Origin of the sequence: Mucilaginibacter mali (genome assembly GCF_013283875.1) — a bacterium.
Classification (GTDB): Bacteria; Bacteroidota; Bacteroidia; order Sphingobacteriales; family Sphingobacteriaceae; genus Mucilaginibacter; species Mucilaginibacter mali.
The window spans coordinates 2,061,337-2,076,766 of record NZ_CP054139.1 but is presented as its reverse complement, the minus strand read 5'-3'; the positions used below and the strand labels follow the sequence as shown (position 1 = coordinate 2,076,766).

Sequence of the window (15,430 nt, the reverse complement as noted above, 5' to 3'; positions counted from 1 at the left end):
ATGCTTACGTCTCTCTGTATGGTTTTGCAGGATAAACCTGCTTAGTATACTTTAACCATGAACACGTAATTCTTCATTTTTTTGATCTGCTGAACCCGGCTTAAACCGGCTAACGTGTTCTTGTTGCTCAGACTTAATTTACCACTTAACGAATCTAATGGCACATTTTGTATAGCCTTGTATAAATATCCTGTTTTAATAGCGTAAGACGCGCCCTCCACCTGCGTTTGGCGGCCTGATATGATACCTACCACATTACCCTTGCTGTTGATCAGCGGGCTGCCACTGTTGCCCGGGTTAACCGGGATTGAGATACGATAACCGGTAGAATCTCCTTTGCGGCCGTTTTCAGAACTCAAATAGCCTTTATCCATAACCGGGGCATCACCTTCTGAGTAGCCCAGTGTAAACACGTCCTCGCCCAGATCGCTTTTTCCTTTTTTGAAATTATAAGGCAACGCCGGTAGTTCTTCGAAAGAATCGTCTGTTATTTTCAATATGGCGATATCGTACTTAGGTTCGGAATAAACCAGCTTAGCTTTATAGGCATTACCCAGCGCATCCTGAACATATATCGAGTCGGGCGATTTGCTGCTGTTACCATTTATGATGTGGTTATTGGTAACAATGTATCCGTTTGAAGACAGCGCGAAGCCCGAACCGCTATAATTACCCGGCCCTAACGATTTTTTATGAATTTCGGTTGCTAAAGCACTGGTAGCATGCGTTAAAGCCGCGTTCGACCTTTTGATTTTTTCCATCTCCCTGCTCAGTAACTGAACATCGGGCTGTTTTTTAAAAAAGCCGGTAGATAACATAACGGTTAGCACAGCGAAGATGGCCACCGATGCTGCTACAGATATTTTAGAGTGGTGATTACGCCACATTTGCACTACCCACGATGGATGAATGGTCATTTCTTCAACCAGGCTATGGATATCCATTTCGTTATGGATGGCGTTCAGTTTATTCTCCAGCTCAATACGTTCGCGATATTGTTTTAATAGCCCTGTAAAATGCAGGTGTTCGGCTATCTTGTTGTCAATATCAGCGTTATCCTTACGCATTTGCTCAAAATGGGCGCGTTCATCGCCACTCATTTCGCCGCTTAAATAGCGCTCAATTGCTTCTGTTAACTGGTAGTTACTCATTTTCTTACTTATTTCTGCTGAAAGAATAATTTCTTCAGCCTTTGCAGGCATTTGTATTTCTGTGTTTTGGCGTTATCCGCATTGGTATAGCCAAATTTCTCGCAGATCTCCTGCATCGATCTGTTGTTGATATAAAAGTCCTCGATGATCGTCTTACAAGGCTCGCCCAGCAATTGCAGCGAACTTTGCATCTTACCAAATTGTATGTCGCGCTCGTCGTGCAGGTCAACATCCTGCTCTACCGGCAAATGCTCCTGGAAATCCCTGATATCGCCACCGTAACGGCTCATCTGGTTCAATCGCTTCAGCCATAAGCGCCGGCATACCGAGTAGATAAAGGTTTTTAGTTTGCTGCTCAGTTCAAACTCGCCGCCTTTTACCTTATTATAAAGAACAATGATGGCCTCCTGGTAAATATCCTTGGCATCATCCTGTGTGCCGTTGTTATTAATAATTAACTGCAGCACCATCGGAAAGTACGCGATGTACAACTTTTTAAGTACCGTATCCTGGTTATTCAGTATGCCCAATATCACTTCGCTGTCGGTAGGCACGCTGTTGTTCATCTCTTTACTCACTACTTAATACAATTTGCGCTAAATTGTAACCCATATTTGATAAAAAAAAATAAATCGGTAATAATATTGCGGTAAACCGCTCTTTATGCTGATGCTGAATAAGCTATATTATTAACATGCAAACATAAAAGCCAGGCACCTGGTTATTTGTTTTTAGCATTAATTAAAAACACTACCATAAAAAAAGCAATTAAAACCAGCGGCCTTGCTTTAATTATAGCGGCATCTTTAGCCGCCTGCAGCGGGTCGGGCAACTCAACCAAAACCGATTCATCTACAAGCGTAAGCACGCATACCGATACCCTGTTAAAAACAGATACCGCCCGCAAAACCGATACCACCAAACTGGTTGCCGATACCCCGACCGTAAAGGTGGATACGGTATTAAAAACAGTTATCAAACAAAAAGTGGTGAAGAAAACGATAGTTAAGAAGCCATAATTGTAATATTTTTAACATTGTTGGCGTAATTTGTTATTTTTTTTAAAATATGTGGGTTACCTTTTTATATTTGCGGGTATTAACACTAAATTTAAAATCACTTTAAAAAACTTAACAACAATGAAAAACGCATTTAAATTCGCTTTCTTAGGTTTAGCTATCACTTTATCAGTTGCAGCTTGCAAAGGTTCTGGTTCAGGTTCTGCTGCTGATTCAGCTAAGAAAGATTCTGCTGCTACTGTAGATTCAGCTAAGAAAGATTCTTCAGCTATCGTTGATTCAGCTAAGAAAGATTCTGCTGCTAAAAAAGACACTGCTGCTAAAAAAATGTAATTTTTGCTTTAGCAAAACAAAAAGCCCGGTTGATAAGACCGGGTTTTTTTGTTTAAAAATATTTTTTGTGGGTTACCTTTTTTAATTAATAGTATTAAGGATACAAACTCACGAAACTAAAAATTATAAAAAAATGAAAAACGCATTCAAATTCGCTTTCTTAGGTTTAGCTATCACTTTAACCGTTGCCGCTTGCTCTGGTTCAGGCTCAAGCACCCCGGTAGATTCGGCTAAAAAAGATTCTGCAACTATTGTTGATTCAGCTAAGAAAGATTCTTCAGCTATCGTTGATTCAGCTAAGAAAGATACTGCTGCTAAGAAAATGTAATTCTTGCTTTAGCAAGAAGCAAAAATGCCTGGTTAATAACCGGGCATTTTTATTTAAAAAAAATTAAAAATCTTGGGTTACCTTTTTTAAAACCCGGTATTAAGAGGCAAAAACTATAAAACTTTAAAAAAATGAAAAACGCATTCAAATTTGCTTTCTTAGGTTTAGCTATCACTTTATCAGTTGCAGCTTGCAAAGGTTCTGGTTCAGGTTCTGCTGCTGATTCAGCTAAAAAAGATTCTTCAGCTATCGTTGATTCAGCTAAGAAAGATTCTTCAGCTATCGTTGATTCGGCTAAGAAAGATACTGCTGCTAAGAAAGACACTGCTGCTAAAAAAATGTAATCTTTTCTTTAAGAAAATAAAAACGGCTCCGGGTAATAACCAGGAGCCGTTTTTATTTACAGCTATTTAGGCACTATTCGGGATAAACACTTTGTACCCTATCCCTTAAATTGTAATTAGATACCATCACCTCGCCATAAGCCCCTGCCGTGCGGATAGCCACCAGGTCGCCACGGAACGACTCGGGCAGTACTACATCTTTGCGGAAACAATCGGTACTTTCGCATATCGGGCCAACAACATCGTATTTGGTCATTTCAAGTCCATGGTCCATGGTCGATGGTCCATGGTCTAAACCTTTACTGATATTATCTATTTGGTGATAAGCCTGGTAAAGCATCGGGCGGATCAGTTCGGTCATGCCGGCATCCAGTATCAGGAAGTTTTTCTTTAAACCGTTTTTCACATACAGCACGCGCGAGATCAGCGTAGCGCATTGCGCTACCAGCGCGCGGCCTAATTCAAAGTGCACCTCCTGCCCTGCTTTAACCGTAAGGTTATCGGCAAAAACTTTAAAGTAAGCTTCAAAATCGGGGATGCTATTGGTATCCGGATTATAATAATCCACCCCTAAGCCGCCACCCACATTCAGTACTTTTATATCGAAACCCTGCTCTTCGAACCATTTATCCAGCACGTTTACTTTTTCGCACAGGTTCTTAAATACCTCCATATCGGTAATTTGCGAACCGATGTGGAAGTGGATGCCGATAAACTCCAAATTAGTGCAAGCATTTAAAGCTTCAACCACGTTAGGTAACTGCCAGGTATCTACCCCAAACTTATTTTCTTCTAAACCAGTGGTGATAAAGTGGTGGGTCTTAGCATCAACATTAGGGTTGATGCGGATAGCCACACGGGCAGTCTTGCCTTTAGCTTTAGCCAGTTCGTTTATAATGGTTAGTTCCTGTACCGATTCTACATTGAAGCAAAAGATCTCGGTATCCAGCGCATAGTTGATCTCTTTATCTGATTTACCAACGCCAGCAAATACCACTTTATCATGCGCGAAACCGTTCTCAATTGCGGCTTTTACTTCGTTACCGCTCACACTGTCGGCGCCAAACCCAAACGACTGTACAGCCTCCAACACTTTTGGATTGAAATTGGCTTTCATGGCATAGTGCACATGGAAGTTATATTTTGACGATGCATCATAACAAGCTTTAAGCGTTTGCTTAAGCAGGTTGATATCGTAGTAATAAAAAGGCGTTTCTAATTGCTGAAAGCGGCTGATAGTGTCTGAATTGAACATGATGTTTTAACCCCACCCCAACCCCTCCCCAAGGGAGAGGGGCTTTTTATTTTAAGATCCGCACTCCCGGGGACAGATCAGGAGGGGCTTATTTGATATTATTTAAACTATTATTTTTTAGCTGTGTTATTGAAAATATTTCTATCCTTGTATAAGCTTTTTCAAGGGGCTAAAAATAGGATTTTAAACACATATCGCTTCTATAAATGATCAAAATTAAATTTGGCACAGATGGCTGGAGAGCCATTATTGCAGACGACTTTACCGTTGAAAATGTTAAGCGTGTAGCCTATGCTACCGCCCTATGGTTAAAAAAGGAATTTGAAAACCCAAGTGCTGTTGTAGGTTGCGACCCTCGTTTTGCCGGCCCGCTGTTTGCCGATGTTACTACCGCTGTACTGGCATCGCAGGGTGTAAAGGTTTTCCGTGCTGAAAATACTTTTGTATCTACCCCAATGATCTCGCTGGGAACCGTGCGCCACAAAGCATCGGCAGGTATTATTATTACCGCCAGCCACAACCCGCCATCGTACAATGGCTATAAAATTAAAGCATCATACGGCGGCCCTGCCACACCGGATGATATTGAAAAAGTAGAATCGACCATCCCGGATACGTTTGAGATCCAGTTAAAATCGGTTGCTGATTACCAAAAGGATGGCCTGGTTGAATTTACCAACCTGGAAGACATGTACGTTGCCCACGTAGAGAACAGCTTCGACTTGGAGGCTATCCGCACTTGCGGCATGAGCTGGGCTTATGATGCCATGTACGGTGCCGGCCAAAATGTAATGCGCCGCCTGTTTCCTGATATCACCTTTTTACATTGCGATCATAACCCGGGCTTCGATGGCCAGGCTCCTGAGCCTATCCAGCGTAACCTGCAGGAGTTTGAAGACCTGATCAAGTTATCAGACGGCGAGATCGCTTCAGGCTTGGTAACCGATGGTGATGCCGACCGTATCGGCCTGTATGATGCTGATGGCAAATTTGTTGATTCGCACCACATCCTGCTACTGCTGATCCACTATATGTACAAAGTGAAAAAGCAAAATGGCGAGGTATATTCTACCTTTAGCTGTACCAGCAAGATCCAAAAACTGTGCGATGCTTACGGATTGAACAATACCGTTACCAAGATCGGCTTTAAATATATCTGCGATTTGATCGTTAACTCGGGTAAACCATTCCTGGTTGGTGGTGAAGAATCGGGCGGTATCGCTGCTGCCGGTCACATCCCTGAGCGTGATGGCGTTTGGATTGGCCTGATCATTTGGGAATTCATGGCAAAAACCGGCCGCTCGTTAAGTGATCTGGTACAGGAAATTTACGATGTAGTAGGTTCATTCGCGGTTGAGCGTTACGATTTGCATGTAACCGAAGAGTTGAAGCAATCGATCATCTCCAACTGCAAAAACGACAAATACACTTCATTCGGCGATCATAAAATTGCCCGCAAAGAAGATCTGGACGGGTTTAAATTCTTCTTTGAAGATGGCACCTGGGTAATGATCCGCCCGTCGGGCACCGAGCCTGTACTGCGCGTTTACTCAGAGGCACCGGATTCGGCAGCATCATTTAAGGTGCTGGATGCTACGAAGGCAACTTTATTGGGATAGTCTTTGCAGAACAGATAAAACAAGAACGACTTGCCATTTTGGCAAGCCGTTCTTGTTTTAGGCTCTTTATATTTTAGCTGGTTTAAACCAGTGAAAACAATGTAACATGTTTTGTGTTGCATTTTCATTTAAGTAATTTAAAATCAAATACTTAATACAAAATACCACTAAAATTATGTTACATTGTGTTAACCTTTTTTTGACCTTAAACACCCCCTATCCACGATGATGCTTCTTCTTTTTCTTAGGAGTTTCCTTATGCTTAGTTGTCTTCTTTTCGGTTTTAGTGTTCTTAGGTTCTTCCTTCTTCTCCACCGGCTTCTTTACCGCTGTGGTATCCCCCTTCATTTTCAGGGTATCGGCGCTCAGGTCTTTCACCGTTAAACTGTTGCTGCGCATATTGTATTGCAGTACACGCTTTTGTCCGGTTGGCTTAGCTGCCGATGTATTCCCATCGTATATCGGGTATTCGCGTATCAGCTTGCCATCCTTCATGTAAAAATTATCGTTGCCACGATAGCCCTTCTTTTGCGTAGATGTCAGTTTAGGGAAATCAAGCTTGCTGGCTTTGCTTTCGTTAAACTCGTACGCGTAGATAGACATATAAGCAATGGTATCTTTAGCCTTAGCTTCGATCAGCAATTCCGGATTCCCATCAGCATCCATATCCGAGTTAAACACATCGGCAATGGCGCCATCCAGATCACCGGTGGTGGTGGTAAAGGTTTTACTAATGGTATCCGACCGCAGGATCAGCAACGAACCCGATGTGGTACTACCCCTGCCCCAGCTCATGATATCAAAATCCTGCCCGGGCGATACCTCTATCATCTTATGGAAACGAAAAGGCTGCATCACAGCAGGCGCTGTTGATTTGGCATCGGCAAAATTCTTTTTGGGTTGCTCCTGCGTACAAGCCACCAACAAGCCCGAACCGGTAAATAAAAATAGGCAACAACGTAATATATTTCTCATCACATTATTTAGTTATAGATGGATTCGGCCGATAGCTCGCCCTGTGGTTTGCCGGGGATGGTCATATAAATATGCAATACGTTATTATTTGAAGCGGTGGCTTCAAAATATTTCAGCGTAAATTTATGATAGCCCTTTTGCAGCAGCACCTCGCCCCCGTCATGGTATAAACCGTGCTTGGCATCGTTCAGCACTACGGTTTGGTCGTCTATCAATATGTTGGCGCCATCGCCCTGTTTGGTGGCAAACAGGTATTTTCCATCATTATCAATACGTATATAACCGGTATATATTACGCCATAAGCCTTATTCTTTTTAAAGGCCGCTGTGCTGAATGTTTTAACTACCCCCGAATCGATCACCGGGGCGGCTTCCAATTGGTTGGCTTCGGTGAAGATACCGCTCATCACTTTGTACTTCACTCCAGGCGTTGTGCCATCAAAGCTAACCGGTGCCAATGCCGGCTTGTTACTCACCATGGCATGCGAAACCAAACTGGTATGTCCTGCCGGAGTGATCACCACCGTCTTTAATTCACGGAATTGCCCTTCGGGAACATCTAAAGTGAATGGATGATCATATAACAAAGTGGTCTCCCCCGGATCAAAGCCATCAATCGTGTAATAGATCTTAGCGCCCGGGAATGGCGGCGTAAGGTTAACATTCAATTGGGTGCCTACGGTCATGGTATCTATAGCGCCATTGGCTTTTGGCAGCCTGTAGGTATAACCGGCCTTATCCAGCCAGGCCAAATGGCGTGGTAAGCGCAGTTCAAAGTTATTAAGATCCTTGTTGGCCAAAGGAGTCCAAGCTACCTCGCTCAAGGCGAATAAACGTGGCAGTAGCATATATTCTACTTTATCTTCGGTAGCGATATACTCCGTCCATAAATTGGCCTGCACGCCCAGGATATACTTTTGCTGGTCGGCACTTAATACGGCCGGTACAGGGTTATAGCTGTAAACCTTGCTATACGGCGCGAAACCGCCAATGCTGATCGGCTCACGGCTGGCAGGCCCCTGCAGGTGGTCGAAATACAAACCGCCGCTGCCTGGTGTCATGATCACGTTGTGATTTTGTTTGGCTGCCGCGATACCACCGGCCTCGCCGCGCCAGCTCATTACAGTAGCATTGGGTGCAAGGCCGCCTTCCAGTATTTCGTCCCAACCGATAATGCTGCGACCTTTGGAGTTAACGAACTTCTCCATACGCTGTATAAAATAGCTTTGCAGGCCATGCTCATCTTTCAACTTCAGCTTTTTGATCAGTTTCTGGCAAAACTCCGATTTCTTCCAGGCCTCCTTAGGTACTTCATCACCACCAATGTGTATATACTTGCTGGGGAACAGATCGATCACCTCGGTCAGCACATCCTGTAAAAAGTTAAAGGTGTATTCGGTAGGGCAATACACATCGCTTACCACACCCCAGGTTTCGCCTACCTTGTAGGTTTTAGACGGGTCGCAGCTTAGCTGCGGGTAAGCGGCAATAGCAGCCAGCGAGTGGCCCGGCATTTCAATTTCGGGTACGATATTGATATAGCGGTCGGCAGCGTATTTAATTACATCTTTTATTTCCTCCTGGGTATAATAGCCACCATGGGGCGTACCATCGTACTGTGGATTGCGGTCGGTATATTTGCCAATAAGTGTTTGCGCACGCTGGCTGCCAACCTGTGTTAACCGCGGATATTTCTTGATCTCGATGCGCCAGCCCTGGTCATCGGTTAGGTGCCAGTGGAAGGTATTCATTTTGTAAGCGGCCAAAAGGTCGATATATTTTTTAACGAATTGCGCTCCAAAAAAGTGGCGGCAAACATCAAGGTGTACACCGCGGTAACCGAAGCGGGGATAATCTTCAATCTCAACCCCCGGCAATTTAACGGTAGCGCCGTGTTCCAAAGGCAAAAGCTGGATAAGGGTTTGGATACCATAAAACAAACCGGCTCCCTTGCCTGCAATAGTAACCTGTTGAGGTGTAATTTTCAGGCGATAGCCCTCGGGGGCTAAGCCATCGGTGCCGGAAGCGGTTAGGATAATAGCATTGTTGGCAGCAACGCCGGTGTTGGCTTTAAGCTGGTTCTTTAACGCGTATTTATTCAGTAGAAAATCGGCCAGAAATTTTACAGCCTTATTCTCGGTGCTATCGGCCAGGATAACGGTTTCCTGGCTCAGCACAAACTGACCATTGGTCTGCCTGATCGATACCGGCGCCGGGATGATCCCCAAATTGGGCTCCTTAACCTGGGCGTTTACAATATTTGCAATAATTAACCATACAATAACAAGCAGTGCCGACTTTTTATACATAAACCCTATCAATAGTATTTAAAACTGAAACCGTGAAGTTAACAGATTTTTAAAATTTATGCTATTGATAGCATGTAAAAAATCAATAACACAAAAAAGGCCCGTTTTAAGAGGGCACTGAAAAAGTCCAATAGGGAAAAGGGAGCAGAAGGCGAAAGTTTTCTGCTCCTTTTTTAGTATATTAAAGTGTCAAAAGAAAGACACTAAGATGCTCATTCAGCAACAGCAGATCCAGTTCAGTGCATACTCAGGGTTATATGACCTGATCGTTCCGAAAGATAATCTTCTGCGGAAGATCAATGACCTGATAGATTTTACGTTTATCTACGAGGAATTGATCAGCAAATATTGCACAACCAATGGGCGGACAGCCGAAAGCCCTGTACGGATGTTCAAATATCTGCTGTTGAAAACGATCTATACGGTTTCAGATGTAGATGTGGTGGAACGTTCGCAGTATGACATGTCCTTCAAATATTTTCTGGAGATGTCTCCAGAGGAAGGGGTTATCGATCCGAGCTCATTGACCAAGTTCAGAAAGCTTCGGCTGAAGGATAACGATCTGTTAAACCTGCTCATCAATAAAACGGTAACCATCGCCATTGAAAAGGGGATCATCCGGTCAAAGTCCATTACAGTTGATGCTACACATTCCCTGTCAAGATCAAATCCGTATTCAGCCTTAGAAGTATTAAGGGAGCGCTCGAAACGGCTTCGCAAAGCGGTGTATGCCATAGATGAAGATATGAAGGCAGGGATGCCGGAAAAGAACACCACGGATGAACTGGAAAAAGAACTTGCCTATTGCAGTGCATTGGAAAAGTATATTGAAGCCGACCCGCCGTTAAGCCAGATACCTGCGGTAAAAGAAAAGCTGAACCTGTTGAAGGAGACGGTAGCAGACACGCAGGAGCACTATACGTTATCCAAAGACAAGGATGCTAAAACCGGCCATAAATCGGCTGATAGCTCCTTCTTTGGCTATAAGACCCATCTGGCGATGACCGAAGAACGCATCATTACCGCAGCGGTGGTCACCTCGGGTGAAAAAGGCGATGGCCCGGAACTCCCTAAGCTTTTGGAGATCAGTCAGCAGAATGGCATTGACGTAAAAACGATCATCGGGGATTCTGCTTATTCAGGGAAAGAGAACCTTGAAATGACAAATGAACAAGATATCAAACTGGTGGCTAAACTCAACCCGTCGATCACCCAGGGCTTCAGAAAAGATGAAAATAAGTTTGATTACAATAAAGATGCTGATCGGTTCGTCTGCCCGGCCGGGCATCTGGCTATCCGGAAGGCGCGCGGGGGTAAAAAGGATATCGGAGAGAATCAGGTTGATACTTATTACTTTGATGTTGAAAAGTGTAAGGTATGTCCATTGAGAGATGGTTGCTATAAGCCTGGGGCCAAAACCAAAACCTATTCCGTTAGCATTAAATCAGGTCTGCACCAACAGCAAATGGCATTTCAGGAAACTGACGAGTATAAACAAAGCAGCAAACACAGGTATAAGATCGAAGCCAAGAACAGCGAGTTGAAAAATGCTCATGGTTATGACCGGGCAATAGCCTACGGAATCGAAAATATGCAGATGCAGGGCGCCTTGGCTATCTTCACCGTCAATCTGAAAAGGATCATCAAATTGATGAGCTAAGTCTTAGCTAAAATAGCGCTTAGCCGCACATCGCTACCCTAACTGGCCTGTATCATCAACGACAAATAATCTTCCTCCTGTAAACTCAAATAAAAAAGCGACCAAGTAAAGGTTGCCTTTCTCTTGATCGCTTTAAGTGCGCCGTTTTATTGAGCTACTTTTTCAGTGACCTCCGTTTTAAACGGGCCTTTTTTGTGTTGTTTTACATCATTTACGCGGTTACTACATGCTCCTTAGCGGCCAGGTAACGTTCGGCATCAATAGCGGCCATACAGCCGGTACCTGCCGCTGTTACCGCCTGGCGGTAAACATGGTCCTGCGCATCGCCACAGCAAAATACCCCCTCGATGTTGGTATACGTGCTGCCCGCTTTGGTTTTGATATAACCTGTTTCGTCCATATCCAGCCAGCCTTTAAAAATATCGGTATTCGGGTGGTGGCCAATGGCTACAAAGAAACCGGTTACCTCCAGTGTCTTTTCTTCGTTGTTTTGATTGTTCTGTACTTTAACGCCAGTTACATTCATACCGTCGCCTACAATTTCTTTGGTTTCGGTATTATATAATATCTCGATGTTGTGGGTGTTCAGTACGCGGTGCATCATCGCTTTTGATGCGCGGAACTCATCGCGCCTTACCAGCATGTACACCTTTTTGCAAAGCTTGGCTAAATAGGTAGCCTCTTCAGCGGCGGTGTCCCCTGCCCCTACAATAGCCACATCCTGCCCGCGGAAGAAGAAACCATCGCAAACGGCACAGGCCGATACGCCGAAGCCGTTATATTTCTGCTCTGATTCCAAACCCAGCCATTTGGCGGATGCACCGGTAGAGATGATCACCGTATCGGCCAGGATGGTTTTGCTTTCATCAACCACTACCTTATGCGGCAGGCTGCTAAAATCAACCGAAGTGATATAACCGAAACGGATATCGGTACCCAACCGCTCGGCCTGGCGGCGGAAGTTCTCCATCATTTCGGGGCCCTGGATGCCATCAGGGTAGCCGGGATAGTTTTCTACCTCGGTGGTTTGGGTTAGCTGGCCGCCGGCCAGTATGCCTGTATATAATACAGGCTTCAGATCGGCGCGCGATGCATATATGGCAGCCGTATAGCCTGCCGGGCCCGACCCGATGATCAGGCATTTTACGTGTTCAGTTTCTTGAGACATGGTAATAAAATAGTGTGCGAATTTAGTGTTTATTGTGGTGCGGGGCAATAGGCATTGGTCAGGGTTGTGCAATTAGAAACTGACCAACTAACAACAAGTCATCCCAAACTTGTTTCGGGACCTATTTGCATCGTGTAATCTTTACATACTTGACCTGAGTGATGGGGTGCTGAAACAAGTTCAGCATGACATTTTGATTAATACCGGTACGTCGTCCATATTTTATTAGATTTGCACCTATTAGATACTTACCTCCATTATGTCTACCATCCTCATCAAATCAGCCACCATAGTTAACGAAGGCAAACAATTTGTTGCCGACCTTTTAGTTAAAGATGGCTATATCGAACGCATCGACCAACATATAGATACGCAAGCCGACCAAACCATCAACGCCGAAGGCCTGCACCTATTGCCTGGCTGTATTGATGACCAGGTTCACTTCCGCGAGCCGGGGCTTACACATAAGGCCGAGATCTATACCGAATCACGCGCGGCAGTTGCGGGTGGCATCACTTCATTTATGGAGATGCCGAATACGGTGCCCAATACTTTAACACAGGAACTGCTGGCCGATAAGTATGCCATAGCGGCGCAGAAGTCGCTGGCTAACTACTCGTTTTTTATGGGGGCCAGTAACGATAATTTGGATGAGGTATTGAAAACCGATATTAAAAACGTTTGTGGGATCAAGGTGTTCATGGGTTCATCAACCGGGAATATGCTGGTGGATAACCCCGGCACGTTGGAAAAGCTTTTTGCCGAGTCGCCGATGCTGATCGCTACGCATTGCGAAGACGAAGCGACCATCAGACGAAACATGGCGCATTATAAAGAGTTACTGGGCGATAATATCACAATAGATTATCACCCCATCATCCGCAGCGAGGAAGCTTGTTACCTGTCGTCATCAATGGCGGTTGAACTGGCGAAAAAGAATAACACCCGCCTGCACATCCTGCATATCTCTACCGAAAAGGAAACACACCTGTTTGATAACAGCATCCCGTTAAAAGATAAGCGCATCACCGCCGAAGCCTGCGTACACCACCTATGGTTTAGCGATTCGGATTATGCCACCAAGGGCAACCTGATCAAATGGAACCCGGCCGTGAAAACTGCACATGACCGCGATGGTATCTTGGCCGCTGTTTTAGATGGCCGTATAGATGTGATCGCTACGGATCACGCCCCGCACACCATCGAAGAAAAAGCACAGTCTTATTTACAGGCACCATCGGGCGGGCCGCTGGTGCAGCACGCTTTACCGGCTATGCTGGAACTATATCACAAAGGCAAGATCACCTTAGAGCAAATAGTCGAGAAGATGGCGCATAATGTAGCCATCTGCTTCCAAGTTGAAAAACGTGGTTTTATACGAGAAGGCTACTGGGCCGATTTGGTATTGGTAGACTTGAACAGAGCAAATAAAGTGGAAACCGGCAATATACTATACAAATGCAAATGGAGTCCGTTTGAGGGTGAAACATTTCATTCGTCGGTAACGCATACCATTGTATCAGGCAATTTGGCTTATAGCGATGGTAAATTGATAGAGGGTGTTAACGGCAGGCGTCTATCCTTTGAAAGGTAAAAAGTAATGAAGATCATCGGGCTTATTGGTGGTATTAGCTGGGTATCTACGGTAGATTATTACCGATTCATTAACGAGGGGATTAACCAGCAATTAGGTGGTATTAATTTCGCCAACTGCGTTATATATTCCTTTAATTACCAGGATATTATAAGAAACAACGAAAGCGGTAACTGGGCCGACACGCTTGATAAGTTTACCGTTGCCTGCGAGGGCTTGAAGCAATGCGGCGCGACAGCCATCGTACTTTGCGCCAACACCATGCACAAAATTGCCGCCGAGCTGGAGCAACGCATCGGCATCCCGGTGATACATATCGCCACGGCAACGGCCAATGCCATTACCAAACAAAACCTTAAAAAAGTAGGCTTATTAGGCACGCGCTTTACCATGGAGATGGACTTTTTTAAAGATAAGCTGCACGAGCAAAATATTGAAGCGATCATCCCTGGTGATGAGGACAGGCTGTACATTCACACCACTTTACATAGCGAATTGTCAAAGGGCATTACCTTGCCTGAAACTAAGCGACGTTATCTTGAAATCATAGACCGACTGATTGCCCGGGGCGCGGAAGGCATCATATTAGGCTGCACAGAGATACCTTTACTCATCAATCAAGATGATGTGAGCGTACCTGTTTTTGATACCACACGCATTCATTCGGCAGCGGCAGTGGCTTACGCATTAAGTTAGTTGCAGGTTATCAACCGGTACATTCTTTAGCACACCATCCAAAATAGTCCTGACCTTATCCTTTAGAAAATCAGACTCGACAATACTGGCCTTATCGCCAAACATCAGGTACCATCGGGCAAAGCCCTCGATAGAATGCGTCAGGAAGGTCATTTGTACAGCATTACCCACATTCTCCTGCGATACAAAACCGCTGTAGTATTTTTGCGAATCGATAAACGCGCAGGCCGATGAATCAACCCTGATCACTACCGTATGCAGCTTCTGCTCTTTAGCCACCTGCGAGAGGTATTGCTTCAGTGTGGGATGCTCCTGCTCAAACTTTAAACCGGTGGTATATAACTTTTTGATGCGGTCGACCCGGAAATCGCGGTAATCGTTCCGCAGCCGGCAAAAGGCAATGAGGTGCCATTTGCCCTCCGAAAAAAATATGCCTACAGGTTCCACATGGCGGGTGGTATGCTCCTGGCTATGCAGGGCAAAATAATCAAGGCCCAACACGCTTTTATTGGTAATGCCATTCAGTATCGGTTGCAAGGTGTTATGGTCGGCGTCTTCGGGCCGGTGGTTTCTTGAACGCAACACGGCGATATTGCTGTCTATATCCTCCAGCGCATGCTTATCTGCCGAACGTAACACCGCCTTTACCTTATACATGGCCGATTGGTAATTCGCACTGGTTTCGCTATCAGTCAGCTTTTCTACAAACTTCTCGGCGGTTAAAAAGGCGGTGGCTTCCTCCCTGGTAAACATCACCGGCGGCAAGCGATAGCCATCCATTATCGAGTAACCCACACCGGCTTCGCCTATGATTGGTACGCCGGCTTCCTCCAATGTTTTCACATCGCGGTAAACCGTACGCAGGCTGATATCAAAGCGCTCGGCAATATCCGATGCCTTTACCACACGACGTGATTGAAGTTGGATCAGTATGGCAGATATGCGGTCGATGCGATTCATGAGCAAACTATTTTGTTCA

Annotated in this window: 15 protein-coding genes; 8 read left to right on the top strand and 7 right to left on the bottom strand. The window is 44.9% G+C overall.

The annotated features are described in order from the left end of the window. Positions 1–41: 41 nt before the first annotated feature. Both HQ865_RS08750 and HQ865_RS08745 read right to left on the bottom strand, forming a co-directional pair. On the bottom strand, positions 42–1,202 hold the full coding sequence (locus HQ865_RS08750) for a S1C family serine protease (protein WP_237073779.1): 1,161 nt from the start codon (positions 1,200–1,202) through the stop codon (positions 42–44). Next, complete coding sequence (locus tag HQ865_RS08745; RefSeq protein ID WP_202020460.1) at positions 1,160–1,729, bottom strand: RNA polymerase sigma factor; 570 nt, start codon at positions 1,727–1,729, stop codon at positions 1,160–1,162. Before HQ865_RS08745 ends, HQ865_RS08750 begins: the two co-directional genes overlap by 43 nt. A 147-nt stretch (positions 1,730–1,876) precedes the next feature. Here HQ865_RS08745 and HQ865_RS08740 point away from each other — a divergent pair, with 147 nt between their 5' ends. From HQ865_RS08740 to HQ865_RS08725, 4 genes are all read left to right on the top strand, one after another. After that, complete coding sequence (locus tag HQ865_RS08740; RefSeq protein WP_173414530.1) at positions 1,877–2,170, top strand: hypothetical protein; 294 nt, start codon at positions 1,877–1,879, stop codon at positions 2,168–2,170. A 120-nt stretch (positions 2,171–2,290) separates the two neighbouring features. Continuing rightward, positions 2,291–2,503 (top strand): hypothetical protein, encoded by a 213-nt coding sequence (locus tag HQ865_RS08735; protein WP_173414529.1) that lies wholly within the window; start codon positions 2,291–2,293, stop codon positions 2,501–2,503. Between the two features lie 133 nt (positions 2,504–2,636). Continuing rightward, positions 2,637–2,831, top strand: a complete 195-nt coding sequence (locus HQ865_RS08730; RefSeq protein ID WP_173414528.1) for a hypothetical protein — start codon at positions 2,637–2,639, stop codon at positions 2,829–2,831. Positions 2,832–2,962: 131 nt separating this feature from the next. Continuing rightward, positions 2,963–3,175 (top strand): hypothetical protein, encoded by a 213-nt coding sequence (locus tag HQ865_RS08725; RefSeq protein WP_173414527.1) that lies wholly within the window; start codon positions 2,963–2,965, stop codon positions 3,173–3,175. A gap of 73 nt (positions 3,176–3,248) precedes the next feature. On the opposite strand, the gene lysA is transcribed toward HQ865_RS08725, so the two are convergent. Then, positions 3,249–4,430: a diaminopimelate decarboxylase gene (gene lysA, locus HQ865_RS08720; RefSeq protein ID WP_173414526.1), complete on the bottom strand. Its 1,182-nt coding sequence runs from the start codon at positions 4,428–4,430 to the stop codon at positions 3,249–3,251. 206 nt (positions 4,431–4,636) lie between these two features. Here lysA and HQ865_RS08715 point away from each other — a divergent pair, with 206 nt between their 5' ends. Continuing rightward, positions 4,637–6,049, top strand: a complete 1,413-nt coding sequence (locus HQ865_RS08715) for a phosphohexomutase domain-containing protein (protein ID WP_173414525.1) — start codon at positions 4,637–4,639, stop codon at positions 6,047–6,049. Between the two features lie 216 nt (positions 6,050–6,265). On the opposite strand, the gene HQ865_RS08710 is transcribed toward HQ865_RS08715, so the two are convergent. Next, positions 6,266–7,024 carry a hypothetical protein gene (locus HQ865_RS08710; protein ID WP_173414524.1) on the bottom strand — a complete coding sequence of 253 codons (759 nt, stop codon included), beginning with the start codon at positions 7,022–7,024 and terminating at the stop codon, positions 6,266–6,268. Positions 7,025–7,032: 8 nt separating this feature from the next. Then, a complete protein-coding gene (locus HQ865_RS08705; RefSeq protein ID WP_173414523.1) occupies positions 7,033–9,333 on the bottom strand; it encodes a family 20 glycosylhydrolase in 2,301 nt (766 codons plus the stop codon). A gap of 208 nt (positions 9,334–9,541) precedes the next feature. On the opposite strand from HQ865_RS08705, the gene HQ865_RS08700 reads away from it, so the two are divergent. After that, positions 9,542–10,993, top strand: coding sequence for an IS1182 family transposase (locus tag HQ865_RS08700; RefSeq protein WP_173414268.1), 1,452 nt, complete (start codon positions 9,542–9,544; stop codon positions 10,991–10,993). Positions 10,994–11,204: 211 nt separating this feature from the next. On the opposite strand, the gene trxB is transcribed toward HQ865_RS08700, so the two are convergent. Next, a complete protein-coding gene (trxB, locus tag HQ865_RS08695) occupies positions 11,205–12,161 on the bottom strand; it encodes a thioredoxin-disulfide reductase (protein WP_173414522.1) in 957 nt (318 codons plus the stop codon). Between the two features lie 259 nt (positions 12,162–12,420). On the opposite strand from trxB, the gene HQ865_RS08690 reads away from it, so the two are divergent. Both HQ865_RS08690 and HQ865_RS08685 read left to right on the top strand, forming a co-directional pair. Further along, positions 12,421–13,755, top strand: coding sequence for a dihydroorotase (locus HQ865_RS08690; RefSeq protein WP_173414521.1), 1,335 nt, complete (start codon positions 12,421–12,423; stop codon positions 13,753–13,755). A gap of 6 nt (positions 13,756–13,761) precedes the next feature. Continuing rightward, the gene (locus tag HQ865_RS08685) at positions 13,762–14,451 is read left to right on the top strand and encodes an aspartate/glutamate racemase family protein (protein ID WP_173414520.1); all 690 of its coding nucleotides are present in this window, start codon (positions 13,762–13,764) and stop codon (positions 14,449–14,451) included. Here the strand turns inward: HQ865_RS08685 and HQ865_RS08680 are convergent. Next, entirely contained in the window at positions 14,443–15,411 is a 969-nt protein-coding gene (locus tag HQ865_RS08680) for a helix-turn-helix transcriptional regulator (protein WP_173414519.1), read from the bottom strand. The genes HQ865_RS08685 and HQ865_RS08680 overlap by 9 nt on opposite strands. Between the last annotated feature and the right edge of the window lie 19 nt (positions 15,412–15,430).